The 16,198-nt window shown below is 60.3% G+C and carries 12 protein-coding genes; 4 read left to right on the plus strand and 8 right to left on the minus strand.

The genetic code is table 11. The annotated features are described in order from the left end of the window. Nucleotides 1–5: 5 nt before the first annotated feature. The 4 genes from Q0603_RS03675 (at nt 6) to Q0603_RS03690 (ending at nt 6,948) form a co-directional block, all read left to right on the plus strand. Nucleotides 6–2,201, plus strand: coding sequence for a hybrid sensor histidine kinase/response regulator (locus Q0603_RS03675; RefSeq protein ID WP_298722230.1), 2,196 nt, complete (start codon nt 6–8; stop codon nt 2,199–2,201). Between the two features lie 13 nt (nt 2,202–2,214). Further along, complete coding sequence (gene cheB, locus Q0603_RS03680) at nt 2,215–3,273, plus strand: chemotaxis-specific protein-glutamate methyltransferase CheB (RefSeq protein ID WP_298722233.1); 1,059 nt, start codon at nt 2,215–2,217, stop codon at nt 3,271–3,273. After that, complete coding sequence (locus Q0603_RS03685; protein ID WP_298722236.1) at nt 3,266–5,449, plus strand: response regulator; 2,184 nt, start codon at nt 3,266–3,268, stop codon at nt 5,447–5,449. Before cheB ends, Q0603_RS03685 begins: the two co-directional genes overlap by 8 nt. A 215-nt stretch (nt 5,450–5,664) precedes the next feature. Continuing rightward, nucleotides 5,665–6,948, plus strand: a complete 1,284-nt coding sequence (locus Q0603_RS03690; protein ID WP_298722239.1) for a hypothetical protein — start codon at nt 5,665–5,667, stop codon at nt 6,946–6,948. A gap of 297 nt (nt 6,949–7,245) precedes the next feature. On the opposite strand, the gene Q0603_RS03695 is transcribed toward Q0603_RS03690, so the two are convergent. From Q0603_RS03695 to Q0603_RS03730, 8 genes are all read right to left on the minus strand, one after another. Next, the gene (locus Q0603_RS03695) at nt 7,246–8,958 is read right to left on the minus strand and encodes a DUF3363 domain-containing protein (RefSeq protein WP_298722242.1); all 1,713 of its coding nucleotides are present in this window, start codon (nt 8,956–8,958) and stop codon (nt 7,246–7,248) included. A gap of 28 nt (nt 8,959–8,986) precedes the next feature. Continuing rightward, complete coding sequence (locus Q0603_RS03700) at nt 8,987–9,649, minus strand: S26 family signal peptidase (protein ID WP_366132441.1); 663 nt, start codon at nt 9,647–9,649, stop codon at nt 8,987–8,989. Next, nucleotides 9,546–9,794, minus strand: coding sequence for a helix-turn-helix domain-containing protein (locus Q0603_RS03705; RefSeq protein WP_298722249.1), 249 nt, complete (start codon nt 9,792–9,794; stop codon nt 9,546–9,548). The genes Q0603_RS03700 and Q0603_RS03705 overlap by 104 nt, the downstream gene beginning before the upstream one ends. 271 nt (nt 9,795–10,065) lie before the next feature. After that, nucleotides 10,066–10,521, minus strand: coding sequence for an Lrp/AsnC family transcriptional regulator (locus Q0603_RS03710; RefSeq protein WP_298722252.1), 456 nt, complete (start codon nt 10,519–10,521; stop codon nt 10,066–10,068). A 34-nt stretch (nt 10,522–10,555) separates the two neighbouring features. After that, a complete protein-coding gene (locus tag Q0603_RS03715) occupies nt 10,556–11,602 on the minus strand; it encodes an ABC transporter ATP-binding protein (RefSeq protein ID WP_298722255.1) in 1,047 nt (348 codons plus the stop codon). Between the two features lie 170 nt (nt 11,603–11,772). Further along, nucleotides 11,773–13,575: an ABC transporter permease subunit gene (locus Q0603_RS03720; RefSeq protein ID WP_298722258.1), complete on the minus strand. Its 1,803-nt coding sequence runs from the start codon at nt 13,573–13,575 to the stop codon at nt 11,773–11,775. Beyond that, nucleotides 13,572–14,546 (minus strand): succinylglutamate desuccinylase/aspartoacylase family protein, encoded by a 975-nt coding sequence (locus Q0603_RS03725; protein ID WP_298722261.1) that lies wholly within the window; start codon nt 14,544–14,546, stop codon nt 13,572–13,574. The genes Q0603_RS03720 and Q0603_RS03725 overlap by 4 nt, the downstream gene beginning before the upstream one ends. A 511-nt stretch (nt 14,547–15,057) precedes the next feature. Continuing rightward, nucleotides 15,058–16,194: an ABC transporter substrate-binding protein gene (locus Q0603_RS03730; protein ID WP_298722264.1), complete on the minus strand. Its 1,137-nt coding sequence runs from the start codon at nt 16,192–16,194 to the stop codon at nt 15,058–15,060. Between the last annotated feature and the right edge of the window lie 4 nt (nt 16,195–16,198).

Here is a 16,198-nt window from a genome sequence, read left to right on the forward strand (position 1 = left end):
TTGTCTTGCCGGTTGACAAGGACAAACTGGCTAGGCGGCTTCTGGCCACGTTCCTTACGGAACTGCAGGAGCACAGCGGCAATCTGGAACGGGGGCTGCTGGAGCTGGAAGCGTGTGACTACGAACGGCGCCGGCATGTCCTTGAAGGATTGTTCCGTACCGCGCATAGCCTTAAGGGTGCCGCGCGGTCCGTCAATGCCGAGCTGATCGAACATTGCTGCCACTGGCTGGAAGAGGTATTCGGAGCCGAGCGCCGGGGCAGCATCCATATTGACCAGTCCAAGCTGGAAATCTGCCTGAGGGCCGCAGACGCGATCCGCGATGCCCGCTACCGGTTGGAGCGCGAACTGCCCCTGTCGTCCGGCCCACTTGCTGCGCTGCTGCCGCAGCTTGCGGAAATAGTAAGCACCGCCCCCGCTGCTTCGCAGCGACCGGCTCTCGCCCAGCAGGACGACATCGCTAAAGAAACCATTGCAGCCGACGTTGCTGTACGGCTTGCCTCGTCGCAACTCGACGCGCTGATTCAGAAGAGCGTCAATCTGGTGATGGTTGGCCGCCGGCCGCTGGCGCAGCTGGAACGTCTCACCAGTCTGATTGACCGGATACGCCAGCGGCGGCTGGATTTCGGCCGGCGCGGGGACAGACCGGCGTCGGTCCTCGAAAACGCGGCCGCAGTAAAGGGGGCGGTGTCGTCCGGGACGATCCAGCTACGCCGCGGACTGGCCGATCTGGAGAAGGATCTGCAGGCCATTGTCAAGGGGCTGACCGAAGATCTGCATGATCTCGGGTTAGCGATATCGGAGCTCGACAGCGATGTGCAGAGCATCCGCATGTCGCCCTTTTCGGAGATCTGCGAACGTTTGCCGCGGGTTCTTCGCGATATCGCCGCCGAAACGGGAAAAAAAGTCGAGTTGGTCGTTCGTGGCGGAGATGTACGCGTCGACCGGACGATACTTCAGCGCCTGGGCAACCCTCTGCTGCATATGGTGCGCAATGCGGTCAGCCATGGTATTGAAATGCCCGAGACACGCTTGGCCGCTGGGAAGGCAGCCACCGGGCGGATCACGGTCAGCGCCAGCCTGCGCGGCTCCACCGTCGAGGTGGTGGTCAGCGATGACGGCGCCGGTCTCGACTTCTCAAGAATTCGCGAACATGCGCGGGCTCAGGCCATTTTCGAGGACGCTGACGAGAGTCGGCTTGCGGAAACCATATTCCTGGCTGGCTTTTCGACTGCCCCAGCAGTCAGCCAGATTTCCGGGCGCGGCGTAGGTCTTGATGTTGTCAAATCGGAAATCGAGGCCATGCGCGGCGTCGTCGCCGTGGAAACGGAGACCGGCCGCGGCACCCGCTTCATCCTCTCGCTGCCGCTGACCCTGAGCACGGTGCGCGGACTGCTGATCCGGGCCGGGAATACCGATTTCGCGGTGGACTCCCTCCTTGTGGACAAAATCCTGCGCTTGCCCGCCACCGACGTGCTGTCCGCGCAGGGGCGCAGCGTCGTTCAGCTGGACGGCAGGATCATTCCGGTGGCGTCGCTAGCGGAATTGCTCGGTCTGCCAAGGCAGGAGATCAACCGGACCGGAAAGCTCACGATCATTGTGCTTGCGAGCGCCCAGGGAAATGCGGCAATCGTTGTTGACGAACTGAATGCCGAGCGGGAGCTGGTTGTACAGGCGCTTGATCCACGCCTGCAGCGTTCATCGGCCATCTCGGCCGCCGCAGTGCTGCCCGATGGCTCCATTGCGCTGCTGCTGAATGCCGCCGAGCTGATCGCCGCGGCGCGAGCACCATCCGTTGGCCGTACCATCACAGCCGACCAGGAGGCAAGCGGGGAGACGGCACGACGCATTCTTGTGGTTGACGATTCGCTTACCACCCGAACCCTGGAACAGAACATACTGGAAGCAGCGGGTTACGAGGTGATTCTCGCCTCGGACGGCCTCGACGCCTGGCATCTGCTGCAGGAAGAGGCCGTCGACCTGATCGTCAGCGACATAGAGATGCCACGGATGGATGGCTTTGCCCTGACGGAAGCCGTGCGCAGCTCGCCCCGCCTCGCGGGGATTCCCATTGTGCTGGTCACCGCACTGGCAAGCGAGGATCACCGGCTGCGCGGCATGCAGGCTGGTGCCGATGCCTATCTGGTCAAGAGCGCCTTCGATCAGGCAACCCTGCTCGATGCCATCAGGCAGGTCCTGTGAGGAGGCTTGGCTTATGCGGGTACTGATCGTCGAAAATTCCCAGCATGTTGCAGAAACGATCGCCGATGCCCTGCGACGCGAGCCCGATATAGAGATCAGCGCCATCGCCAGGACGGGGCCAGAAGGCGTCGCAGCAGCGGTGCGGCTGAAGGTTGACATCATCATCATGGGAATCCAGCTGCCCGAAATGGACGGCTTCGAGGCGACCAAGGAAATAATGATCGAGGCCCCCACCCCGATTGTCGTCGTCGCGGATGATCGCGATGCCGCCCAGGTTGAAATCTCCATACGGGCGCTGCGTGCCGGGGCACTCAGCGTCATTCCGGTGCCGAAAAACAGCGAGCTGCGCGAGGCCGCGGCGACCCGACGGCAGTTCATTCAAACCCTCCGGCTGATGGCCGGCGTGAAGGTGGTGCGACGCTGGCGCCGCACTGCCGCACCTCCGGTATCACCGGAGCGGCGGATGCCAGCTCCTGCAGCGTCGCCGCGGGTGGGGATCATTGCCGTTGCCGCATCCACCGGCGGGCCCGCGGCCCTGCAGCGCATTCTTGCGGATCTTCCCGCGAGCTTTCCGATCCCCATCCTTGCTGTCCAGCACATCTCGCATGGTTTCATCTCCGGCATGGTGGATTGGCTCAACACCGTGTGTTCCCTCAAGGTCCGCATAGCGGCCGACGGCCAGCGCATGGAGCCGCATACCGTCTACTTTGCCGGCGATGATCGTCATCTCGGTGTGTCTTCCCGACAGCTGCTGCGGGTTTCGGATGCTGCACCGCTGGACGGTTTCCGCCCCTCGGCCAATTACCTGTTCTCATCCGTGGCACAGCATTTCGGGGCAGCAGCGGCGGGAGTTGTACTGACCGGCATGGGACGTGACGGTACCGAGGGACTGCAGGAGCTGCGCAAGGCAGGCGGCAGGGTCATTGCGCAGGATGAAGCAACATCCGTAGTCTTCGGGATGCCGGGTTCGGCAATTTCTGCCGGCGTCGTCCATGAGGTGCTGCCGCTGCCGGAGATTTCCTCCCGCCTGACAAACCTCGCTTCCAACAAGGAGATGAACGGACATGTCTAAGATCCTGGTTGTCGAGGACAGCCGGACCCAGGCCGAAGAACTGAAAATCCTCCTGGAGGATGCGGGTCACGATGTCACGATTGCCGGCGATGCTGCGCAGGCTATTGCTGTCTTCCCAGCCGGGCATTTTGAAGTCGTCGTCTCCGATATCGTCATGCCGGGGCAATCGGGCTATGACCTGTGTCGCACGCTGAAGGCCAGCCGCGCCGGGCGCGACGTACCTTTCATACTCCTGTCGAGCCTCAATGATCCGATGGACATCATTCGCGGTTTAGAATGCGGCGCCGACAATTTCCTAACCAAGCCCTATGACCCCGACACCCTGCTGGCGCGGATCAACGCTGCTGTCGAGAATCGGAAACTTCGCAATGAAAGCAAGTTCAAGCTTGGCGTCGAAGTGTACTTCCTCGGCCAAGCCTTCACGATCACATCCGACAAGGAGCAGATTCTCGATTTGCTCATGTCGACCTTCGAAGACATCGTGCGAACGAACAACCAGTTGCGCGCCAGTCAGTCGCAGCTGGCCGAAGCCAAGGCACAGATCGAGGGGCACGCGCGACACCTTGAACAGGTGGTCCGGCAGAGAACAGCCGCCCTTGAGGAGGCGAATCGCTCGCTCGAAAACGAAATCGCGGACCGCAGCCGGATGGCGGAGTCGCTCCGCGAAAGCAATGCCTTGCTCAGCGCCGTCATCTCATCCTCGCCGCTTCCGATCTACGTACTTGATCTGGATGGCAATGTCAGTCTTTGGAGCGCCACAGCGGAGGAGACGTTTGGCTGGTCTGCGGATGAGGTGCTCGGAAAACCTCCACCTTTCATTGAAAAGCAGAACCTGGACATATTCCTGAGGGATTTCGTTCGGGCCGCAGCGGAACACGACTTTCAGGGCAACGAAATCGCCGGGCGTACCCGCGACGGCAAGGTCATCGCGCTGCGCATATCCGGTGCCTCCCTGGTGGACAAGCCCGGCCTTCCGCGCAGCGTTGTCCATGTCGCAGCAGACGTCACCGAGCGCAAACTCATCGACCGCCAGCTGGTGCATGCGCAAAAAATGGAGGCGGTAGGGCAGCTGACTGGCGGGATCGCCCATGACTTCAACAATCTTATCGGCGTGGTGATGGGAAATCTCGACATGATCGCCGATACATTTCCCCAGCGAACGGATGTCCAGAGCATGGTCGACGTGGCGATGGAGGCCTGTCGACGCGGCGCAACGCTGACTCGTCAGCTGCTGGCATTCTCCCGCCGGCAGTCGCTGAACGCCGAGCTGATCGACATCAATGCAACTGTGTCGGGGATGTCCAAACTCCTGGCGACAGCGCTCGGCGAGAACATCGCCCTCAATCTCGTCGCGCCCCCTGAACCATGCCTGGTTATGACCGACCGGGCTCAGCTCGAGTCGGCGATCATGAATCTTGCCGTAAACGCCGCTCACGCCATGAGCGGCGGCGGCACTCTGACAGTGGAAACAAAAGCCCTCGCACTGGATGCGGATTATGCTGCCGCGCATGCCGAACTGAAGCCAGGTGAGTATGTTCTGCTGCAGATCACCGATACCGGTACCGGTATTCCTCCGGAAGTACTGGATCGCGTGTTCGAACCCTTCTTCACGACCAAGCCGGAGGGCAAGGGCAGTGGCCTAGGCCTCAGCCAGGTCTTCGGCTTCGTTCATCAGTCTGGCGGCAATGTAAAGATCTACAGCGAAGTAGGTGTCGGAACGACAGTGCGGGTCTATTTCCCACGGGTAACCAACGCCGGAGAGCCGCGTGCTGCCTCCACGACCGAATCGGATGGCATGGTTGAACGGGGAAACGAGGCCATCCTGCTCGTCGAGGATAACGCTGGCATGCGCCAGACACTGACTGCCCAATTGAGGGGCCTCGGCTACCAGGTTGTTGAAGCGGCCAACGCAGAGGCAGCACTGGAGATACTCACAGGCGGCACGCGGTTCGATTTGTTGTTCACCGACGTCGTGATGCCGGGCAGCATGAGCGGCATCGATCTTGCCCGGGCTGTAGCGCAGCGTTATCCGGAATTGAAAATTCTGGTGTCGTCGGGTTTCCCGGGCGCAGCGGTTGCAGAATCCATGGGCCTGCCGGCGGGAGCACAGTTTCTGAACAAACCCTACCGCTACCGAGAGCTTGCGGCAAAGATCCGAGAGGTGCTGGAAAAATGAGAATGGACAACGCCACTTTCAGGACGGAGCAACCTCGCTTACTGAACGGTTCGCAGGGCTGATTTATGGCTTGTGAGTCCAAGCCACGTTACCAGAGAGAGCCCCAGACAGCGTTTGTTGTTTGCGGCGCGATATAGACGGGACGACTGATGGCAATAGGTGGGCTGTTTAGGCGAATCTTTGGCGATGGGACCTCAGGAACGCAGGGCGGGACCTTGGCAAGCCGGGCCTCCACACCTGCAGCGCCAGCCGGCGTGGATGAGTTTGCGCAGCAACTGAACCAGCTGTTGCTGCAGCAGCGCTCCATCCTATCCGGCAATATCCATCTGGTCGGTCTGAGCAAGATCCGGGACCAGTTGGGCGACGAATGGCCCCGCATTGCGGATCGGGCACAAGATGTCGCGTATAAGGTCATCCAGCGCATGTGCCGGCCAAACGATGTCTTCACGCGCTACGGTGAGCTGTCGTTTATCATCATCTTCTCGGATCTGACGGCGGACCAGGCACAGCTGCGGTGTCACGATATCGGCGAAGAGATCGGCCGCCGCCTGCTGGGAGAGAATTTCGCGGCCGAAGCGACCGATGTCAGTACCGGCGTCTTCGAAAGTGACGGCTCTCTGGTGTTCAATGCCGTCAGCAAAGAGGAGCTTATTCAGCGCCTAACCGGATCTGCGACCCTTGCAACCTCGCCTGAGGTTTCCGGCACTGAACCTGACTTGGAGACGCCGGACTTCTCTTTTGCACAGCTCGACAAGGCAAAGGCCCTCGCCTCCATGGAGGTCATGTATCGACCGATGTGGAATCTGCGCCACAAGGTCATTGCGACCTACTTTGCTACGGTCGGTGCAACGAACGTGTTCGGCGATCGCCTGTGGGATACCGCGCTGCGGCGGGAATATCAGGGCGTCTTGTCCACCGCGGAAATCGACATCTTTATCGCCCGCCGCGCCCTGCGTGATCTGGCAGCCAATGTCGCTCAGGGCCAAAAGGTACTGCTGGGCTGGCCGATCCATTTTGAAACCTTGGCCAGCCGGGCGGGCCGGCAAGCTTACCTTGATCTTTGCCGCACAATACCAGATGCGGTACGGCAGCTTCTGGTTCTGGAAATCGACGGTATGCCGGAGGGAACTCCACAAAGCCGTCTGCTGGAAATCATCGCGGTCATCAGGCCGTTCTGCCGTGGCCAGAATATTCGTGTGCCCTGGACCTTCCGGAATTTCGGCCAGATGACGGGTGCGAGCCTCAACGGCATCGGCTTCGACCTAGCAGCGGCTCCGAGAAACGATACCGAGCGCATTCGGATTTTAAACGAGTTTGCGGCTGCCGCCGACAAGGTTGGTCTCCGATACTACGCCCACGGCCTGAACAGTCGTGCGCAGGCATTGGCAGCATTGTCTGCCGGGTACGAATGGATCGATGGCGACGCCGTTAACCGGCTCACCGATATTCCTGGCAAGATGACCCGCTTCAACATCGGGGATCTGTACAGCGGCCTGTAATCCTCACATCCCAATTCTACGAGCATGATTTCGGGACTTCAGCAGAACGGCATTTGAAAAGTCTCCTTAGACGGCACGAGAATTAAGGTAAGAATTTTTATGTTAACTCCAGATGACAATAAGGGATTGATAATATTACGAGAACACAACCACGCCTCACTCGCAAAGTTCATGAAGGACGCGCAGCCTCCCTTAAAGTAAAATTTTTTTACACAATGCCCGCTCTAGGTATTAAGTCGTTGTTTTGAAATGCTACTACAGACATTGTCCGTCTGTTCAAAAAGCGGGGAGCGCAATTTAACAGAAGGATCGCGCGATCTCAGGGCTTGGCGGATGACCCGCCAGCGACCGGTGGAGGCCTAACGTCCATCGCGGCTGCCAGGGCAGCAGACTGAAGCGTGTGCGGTCGGCGATGATGGTAAAACGCCCCCAGGCAAGATCGATATCGCCCATCGCCAGACCGCCGGTCTCATAATCCAGACCTTCGGCAACATAGTCGCGGCCAAGGCGTGCAGCCAGGCGTTTGAGTTCTTTGTGCCGGAGCTCGTCCAACAAAGCGCGCGAGCAGACGAACTTTCCCTTATCGATCCGTGCATGGCCGCTTTGCAGCAGGTAACGCTGGCGCTTGGCCAAAGCGGTTTTAAGTTCCTGCCCGAAGCCGCGGTCGCGCCGTCCCGGCAGATCGCCCCTGAGCAGCAGCTGGTCAAGCCAGGTCGGCGCATCGGCGTCAAGCTGGCGCTCCAGCGGCCAGACCGACAGCAGGCGAACCGACCAGCGTGAACGGTCTTCGGCAATGGGTAAGCCTGCCGGATCGGCCATGGGACCATGAGCCGGCATTTGCGCATCCCGTTTCAGTTCCAGAATGCAGTCAGGTGGCAGCCGGCTGAGCCGCAGTAAACCAAGATCGGCAAAATGATAGCGGCCATCGACACCAGCAATCACCAGGTAGCCCCTGGCCTGGCTGAGACTGGTCAGGCTTTGGGCAAGCAGACATCCGGTGATCGACTGCGGCGCCTCCGGCTGGAAACCGCTCAGCACCAGTTCGTCCGGCCGCCAGGATATCTGTCTGAGTGTCAGCACCTGTTCGAGGATGCGAACCTGCCGTTGTCGCTCAGCGCCCTGACGCAGGATGCCTTCCATGGCGGGGGCAAGCTGCCACTGGCCGGAGCCGACTGGAGCTGCCAGCCCCATAGTTTTCAGGACCTGCAGCCGATGCACCAACCGGCTCTGCATCAGGCTGTCGCGGTGATCGACCCGCAGCAATCCATCTTCATTGCGGGCAGCAAGCAGCAGACGATCAGTGTCGCAGAAGACAGCGTCGGTTTCAGCATTTATCCGGCCAACTGCGGTCGGCTCTTTCTGCTGTGGCCCCAGATCGTGGTTGACCAGATCGATCGCCCGTGCCTTCAGGCCGTGATAAATGTAGTCATGAGATATCGTAAGGATGCCGCCATCCTTGTCGCGGCCGCGCAATAGGATGTGGGTATGCGGGTGGCCGGTGTTGCTGTGATCGGCCGCAACCCAATCCAGCTTTGTGCCGAGATCGCGCTCGGCCTGATGCATCAACCGCCGGGTCAGCGGCCGCAGATCGTCATATTCCGCTGCATCGGCTGGCGCAACCATGAAACGGTAATGCCCCTCGTCATCGCGCATGCGCTGAAGAATCTCTTGCGGCAAAACCACATCATGCTCGGCATCGTAAAGGCTCGCTGGCCCGCCCATTCGGTCTGTTCCATCGCGCCGGAGATATTTCAGATGGCTGGCCGCTAGATCGGAACTACCCGAGACAAAGCGCGCCCTGACGATCACCTGGCGACTGCCGGATGGGCCATTGAGGCTTTTGATCTTCAGCAATCGCCCGATCCCCGCGCCGCGCCCTATCATGCGTGCCGGGATGCCGTCTGGCCCTCTTTTCAACGGGCCAGGCGAGGAACGCGCGATTGCCATCGTGCGCAGTACCTGCGTCAGATAGAACTGCGGCTTGGCCGGCGGCATCCTGCTTTGCCGCATCGGCCCCAGCCGCGGGCGGCAATCATCTTCACGATCTATCCGGCTCATGTTCGGCAAGGATCAGCAAGGGGCGCAGCCGGGCCTTGATCGCAGCCATGGGAAGCGGTCCGAAATAGCGGCTGTCGAAGGACAGCGCGTGAGCGGCCAACAGCAGGATTTCATCTTCGGCAAGAAAGCGGCAACCCTGCCAGACCGGCAGTGGCCGCCCCAGTGCATCGTAACTCTGGCGTGGATAAGACCGGCCGCCGACCATCAACTGCTGGCCATGCCCGCAGACTTGGTCGCCGACCATGGCCGCAACTTCCTTGATAAGGGGTATATCTGTGAGCAGATAGCCGCGCCTTGCAGCCAGTTCTGTCCAAGGTGAGGGCAATTCCGCCAGGACCACGTCGCCATGGCCGATCCTGCTTGCAGGCAGAGTGATATAGAGCCCGCGCGGCAGGCTGCTGCTTGCATTCCAGACCACGGCCGGCGCTTTTGGCTGAAACAGAGCACCCGCCAGCAGCAGAAGCCCGAGCAGCATCAGAAGGAGGATCAGCCATCGCCGATACCCAGCACGGCGGCGACGTGGCAGAACGATCAATCCATCAGCCAGGCTGATTGCGCGCCGGTGCATCTTGGGATGTCCGATGCTTGCTGGCCCGCGACCAGGAATCGAGATCCTCGATGTGATAGCGCACAACGCGCCCATGCTTGCGAAACCGCGGACCGCTGCCGGTCTTGCGCATCTTTTCGAGAGTGCGATTGGACAATCCGATATAGAAGGCTGCCTGGGCGGTATTGAGAAAAGGGCTGCCCTGTTTGGCCGTGGCAGCCCGGTCCAGAAGATCGTTCATGGCAAGGCTCCGCACAATTGCGCAGCTCCACCCGACTGCGGCACCCGCATCACCTGGGCCGCATGGAACGGCCAACCGGCGCTGCCCCCTTCCCAACCTGCCGGCTCTTATCAAACCACGCGGCTTGGCATTGTGAACCTGCCCGTTTGGGGAGGAATGTGGAAAGCTGACACCTATCCGCCTTGCCGGGCCGGCTGACGCTTGATCAGCCCGGAGGTCTGTTCACGAAATTCCGCTCATCCAGCCGCCGGCCCCGACTGCTGCCATTGGCTCATGCGTTGAGGCGGTTGAGCTTTTGCGACAGGAAGACGAATGGGCGGCACCGCTCAACCCCCGGGAGGCGAACGATTTCGTCAAGCACGGCGTCGAGATCCTCCAGGCGCGGTGCCTCGAGCAGTAGGAACAAATCGGATTCCCCACTGATGGTCGCACAGATTTTGACCTCTGGCAGTAGCCCGAGGCGGTCGATCACCTGCCGTTGCTGACGCTGCGATAGCGCCAGCAGGGCAACCGCCTGCGCATATTCGACGAATGGGTCCTGCCCCAGCCGCAGTCCGTAGCCGCGGATTATCCCATCCCGCTCGAGCCGGCGGATGCGCTCGTGCACAGTGCTGCGGGCCAGCCTGAGCCTTTTGGCCAAGGTCATGGTTGATTGCCGGGCATTTGTCTGCAGCAGTGCAATCAACTGCCGATCAAGCTCATCACGTATGCCGATCATGCGTCCCATGTGCGACCTGCCGACAACACCGCTCCACTCCCCTTCACTGGTCCCGCAGAATCACCGCGTCATCTGGTGACCAGTACAGCTTTACGATATCTCCGACCTCGGCCGCTGCCGCGCCTCGGTTCTGCTGCTTCAAAGCAATCCGGGCCGCCCCAACCGCAATCAGGTAGCGGCTCGATTCGCCAAGAAAAATCCGCTCAGCCACGCGGCCGGTAAGGCCGGCATGGTCAGGATCGCGCGACATGGACAGCCGTTCAGGCCGCAGCAGCAGCCAGCATGGCCCGGTTGCAAGGCTGGCTGCTGCTGGCATTACCGGTTGATCGAATAGCCAGACCTGTCCGTCACGGATATATGCCGACAGCACATTTGCCTCGCCGACAAATTCCGCGATAAAGCGGTTGCCGGGCGAACCATAGAGCCGATGCGGCGGATCGATCTGCTCCAGCCGCCCATGGCGCATCACGCCGACGCGGTCAGACAGTGCTAAAGCCTCATCCTGATCGTGGGTTACAAACAGCACTGTCATTCGCATATCCTGCTGCACGCGCTTGATCTCGCTTTTCATCTGCTCGCGCAGATGCCGATCAAGAGCGGATAGCGGCTCATCCATCAGCAGGATCTTGGGGTTGAAGATAATGGCCCTTGCGAGTGCGACCCGCTGCTGCTGACCACCGGATATTTCATGGGGCATACGGTCGCGCAGATCCTGTAATCTTGTCATTTCCAGAACAGAATCCAGACGCCGGTTAATCTCTTCCTTTTGGCAACGCCGGCAGCGCAGGGGAAAAGCAATGTTCTCAGCCACGCTCATATGCGGAAACAACGCGTAGTTTTGGAACACCATTCCGATTTCGCGTTGATGGCTGGGCAGATCGATGACGGATCGGCCATCAATGAGAATATCGCCGCCGCTTGGCGCCTCAAAGCCCGCGATCAACTTCAGGATGGTGGATTTTCCGGATCCTGATGGCCCCAGCAATGTCACGAATTCGCCAGGTGTCACGGCCAAACTGACATCCTTCAACGCATGGACATGCGGCCCATAGCGTCTTGAAAGGTTTCTGATTTCAACAGAGGCGCTCATGTTGCTACCCCTTGTTGGCAACGATCTCAGTTTCGGCAATCAATCCTGAAGACGAATCATGCATTAGCGCTCACCCTAAATGAAGAGAGTATACTCACTGATTTCGTTTTTCTTTGGAGCCGCTTGAGCGGATTAGCCAAAAGGTTCGGCGACTATCGCATCGCCATCGATCATGAAATGGAGCATTGTCTACCACGCGCTCCTAGAAGCGTCCTTGCCTGACCAATGAGGATTGCCAGCGCTACGACCGTGATGATGCTGCTGGAAGCTGCACTGATCACCGGGTCGAATTGCATGCGGATATCAGCCCACATCTTAAGCGGCAGTGTCTGTGGCAACCGCCCAAGCAGAAAAAGCGTGACCAGAAGTTCATCGAAAGAATGCAGGAAAGCCAGAATCCAGGCACTGGCAACACCTGGCGCCAGAGCCGGCAGAATGATCTGGCGCAGCACTCTCCAGGGCGATGCCCCAAGCGTGGCGGCTGCATATTCCAGCTGACGATTGAGCCCGCGCACCGCCCCCAGGAGAACAACAAGCGCATAGGGAACTGCGAGCAAAAGATGGCCAATGACAAGGCCTGCAAAGCTTCCCAGAAGCCCATAATCTGCCATTGCGACATAAAGACACAAAGCGACGATTACCACTGGCACCAGTAGCGGTGCCATTAGCAGCAAAAAGATTAATTGCTTGCCGAGGAATAGCCCACGTACAAGACCGAAGGCTGCAGCCAGGGCGATGACAACGGCAAGGCTCGCCGTCAGCGCTGCCAGCCGCAGACTGGCCAGCAGCGCCGAGCGCCACTCGGCGCTGTTCAAAAAAGCCTCATACCATTGCCAGGAGAACCCCTGCGGCGGAAAGACCAGGAAGGGGGACGCGCTGAACGACAATAGGTAGACGATGACAAGCGGCGCGAGCATGAAAGCAATTACAAACAGAAGGTGGGCATAGAGCAGCGCCCGCACCAGCCAGCGCGGGCGGGCGAGCGACGCCATGACCATCCGTTCCAGTCCGGCCAGCAGCCACGCCCCTATCCGACCGCCGCTGCGATAACTAGGTTGCCGTGACACTGGCCCTGGCATGCCCCAGATCTGCTCGATCGCAATGATGCGATTGGCCAGCGCCAGCACGATAACAGTCACCAGAAGCAGCATGATCGCGAGCGCATACCCGAATTCCAGATCGCCCAGGGTGGTGATCTGATTGACGATCAGCTGCGCCGGCATGGTTTCCGAAGGACCGCCCAGCAGAGCCGGAGCGATGAAGAAGCCGATCGCCATGATGAAGACCAGAACCCCGGCGGCGATGACACCAGGAAAACTGAGTGGCAAATAGACCCGCAGAAAGGCCTGGACCGGTGCTGCGCCAAGCACGCCTGCGGCCTGCAGCAGACCGCGGTCAATGCGGGCCATGGATGCGTACATGGTGAAGATGGCAATCGGCGTCAGCACATGCACCATGCCGATCTGGACGGCAAAGGACGTCCCCAATAGGCGCAGTGGCCGATCGACCAGATCGAGCGCCAGCAGGATGGCGTTCACCGGACCATGGCGGCCCAGCAGTGCCATCCAGCCATAGGTGCGGATGAGAAAAGCCGTAAATAACGGTACCAGAAGGCAGATCACCAGAAGCCCCGCGAGGCGCTTGGGCAGCGCCGTCAGCAGATAGGCGACGGGATAGCCGATCAGCAGGCACCAGAAGGTTACCGACAGGCCTGTGGCAAAACTGCGCAGCAGTACGGTGCGATAAAGCGGATTGACCACAGTCTCCCAATAGCGCCCGAAATCAAATGCTGCGCCGTCTATGCTGCCCCAGAAGGCCTGCAACAGCGGATAGAAGAAGCAAAACAGCGCAAGCGCAACCGCTGGTGCAAGCTGCCAGATGGTCTTGCCCTTGTAGCCGAGAAGGCCTGCCAGCTTGATCGCTCCCCTTCGTCCGGCTGCGATGTCTGAGAATGCAGCGGACAAAATTGTCATGGCCGGTCCTCCGGCCATGACGCGACACCGCCTATGCCAAACAACGCAGCATTCGGCGAGACCAGGGGATGAGTGTCCCGCCACAGCACAATGCCATCCTGCGGCGCCAGCAGGCGCTGCCGCGGCCGCTCCAGATCGTCGCTGATCTGCGCCAGTACCTGGCCGGCCTGGACACGCTCGCCGGCCTGCACAAAGTAGTCGCACCAGCCCTCCGTCTCGGCCGCCAGCCAGTGATAGCTATCGGCGATTACCGGTTCGGCAGGTGACGGTGACGCTGCAAGAGCGCTGGAATCAATCATGCCCAATTGGGCTGCCGCCCGGCATACCCCATCGACATGAAAGGCAACACTGGCATCGTCAAGCAACCCATTGGCACCGGCCTCGGCGAAGACCGCGCGCTGGCGCTTGATCGCCCGGCCGGTGCAGCTGCGGCCAGCCGCCGCCATATGGACCTGCGGCAAAAAAACGATGACCGCCGGATGAAAGGCGCGGGCCAAGGCAAGATTGGCCTGATCGAGGGCACTGTCGCCACTGCATTGGACGACCATGAATGGCGCCACCACCTCACAAAGATCGCCGCCATGCAGATCGATGAGCAGGTCTGCCTGTCCTGCCCAGTCCTGCAAAAGCGCATCGGCGAGCGCCTCGCTGAACGTGCCATCTGCGCGCCCTGGAAAGCAGAAATTGATGTTCTTGTTGTCGATCGGGCAAAGATGCTGGCAGCGCCCGGGCAGAGCGGGTGGATCGACGATCGGCAGGATCGAAATGCGACCGCGAAAGGGTAGATGGCGAAACAGCCTGATCAGCCAGCGTGTCGCCAGAATGCCAGCCACCTCATTGACATGCATGCCGGCCATCACGCATAGCGCAGGACCGGGGCCATCGCCTTCGATCTCGTAGGCCAGCCATTCATGGCCGCGCAGAGCCGGCGCTGCAAAATTGAGCCGGCGCTCACATACCCGTCGTAACATCGTTTTCTTGCCCCGTTATCCGTCCCTGTTTGCCGTGGCTTTTTTGTCTGGCTCACGGCCTTGCCCAATCCGTACCCGCCGGGATTTACGATCAGCTGTTGGCGTTGACCTTCCACCTGTGCTGGCCTTCCACCTGTGCTGGTCTTAAGCCTGTGCTGGTCTTCCATCTGTGCCGGCCTGCTGCTCCTGCCGGCCTGTGTCCATGTCGTGCCGCTGCCTGTTCTTCACCGAGAACGCAGCATCGCGTTCTTTAGTGGATCTGGCGCTCGATGGCCGACCACAACCTCCCCGGCCCCAGCATTTCCGGCCCAGCACTTCTGGCCCGCTGTCCATATGGACTCCGTGCATCGGCTTCTTTCGCGAAACCGCCCACAGAGGCGGGCACGCCAGCCAATCGCCGGCGGCAACATCAGCTCTATCGGTGCGGCATCGCGGATCGACAGCGTTATTTGCCATCATCCAGTCACTCATGATCGCGCCCATCCGCCGGTTCTGGCTCACCTTTGGACTGCTATTGGGCAAGTGCCTGGATGCAGCGGGCCATGGCGCGCTCCCAATTGGTCTTGCCATCCGGCCCCTGCTCGCTCCACCAGCGGTAATCCTGATAGATCGATTGCGCCGCCGTCTTGGGAGAGCCCGGCAGCCATTCCGCCAGGTCCGGCTTGATGTAGGCATAGGCCTTGGTATTGACCGGACCGAAGGCCATCAGGTTGGCGAAATCCGCCTGTGGCTTGGCCCGGCTGACGAAGGCCAGAAACTTCATGGCATTTTCGGCATTGGGGCTGTTCCTTGGCACCACCCAGTAATCGTATTGCACCAGCGCGTGATGCCAGTTCAGTCCGACGGCAGCGCCTTGCTGGCGTGCCGCATAGATCCGCCCGTTGAAGGCGGTGGACATTGCCAGTTCACCATCAATAAGGCCCTGGGGCGCCTCGCCGCCCATCTGCCACCAGCGCCCGACATGCGGCTTCAAGGCAGCCAGCATGCCGAAGGCGCGCTCCAGGTCGATCGGATAGATGGAATCCTTGTCGGCGCCGGATGCCAGCATGGCGAATTCAAGACCGCCGCCGGAGATCAGACGATCGCCGCAGCCGGACAGGCCGCGCGGACCAGGAAAGCGTTTCACATCAAAGAAGTCCGACCAGTTTTGCGGCCGCGGCTTCTCTGCAGGATATTCTTTCTCATTAAAGGCCATGACGATGGCATAGAGGATCGCTCCTACGCCGTATTCGTGCCTGAGCACCGCCCGCATGCCTTCCAGCGTTTCCGCATCGAAATACTTGTAATCGATCTTCTGCAGAGCATTGCGGTTGATGAAGCTGGTAATTACGCCTGCGCTTAAATTCGTCAGATCAGCTTCCGGCCGCCCCCGCTCAATCGAGGCAAGCAGCTTGCCACTGTCGCCAGGCACCAGGACGACCTTGATGCCGGTCTCCTTTTCGAACGGTTCGAAATAAGCCTTTTTCTGCGCCGCCTCCCAGCTGCCGCCGCCCGTGGTAATGACCACCTCGCCGCTGCCGCGCAAATCCTTGGGCTGCGCCAATGCGGGGACTGCTGCGATCAGCACCATGGCAAGGCCGGCAGCCCATGCGGTGGTTTCGCAACTGCGCCGCTCAATCCTTGGGTGTCTGCATGCCTTGCCGCTCATGACA

Source organism: uncultured Ferrovibrio sp. (assembly GCF_937960835.1).
In the GTDB taxonomy this organism is placed as follows: domain Bacteria; phylum Pseudomonadota; class Alphaproteobacteria; order Ferrovibrionales; family Ferrovibrionaceae; genus Ferrovibrio.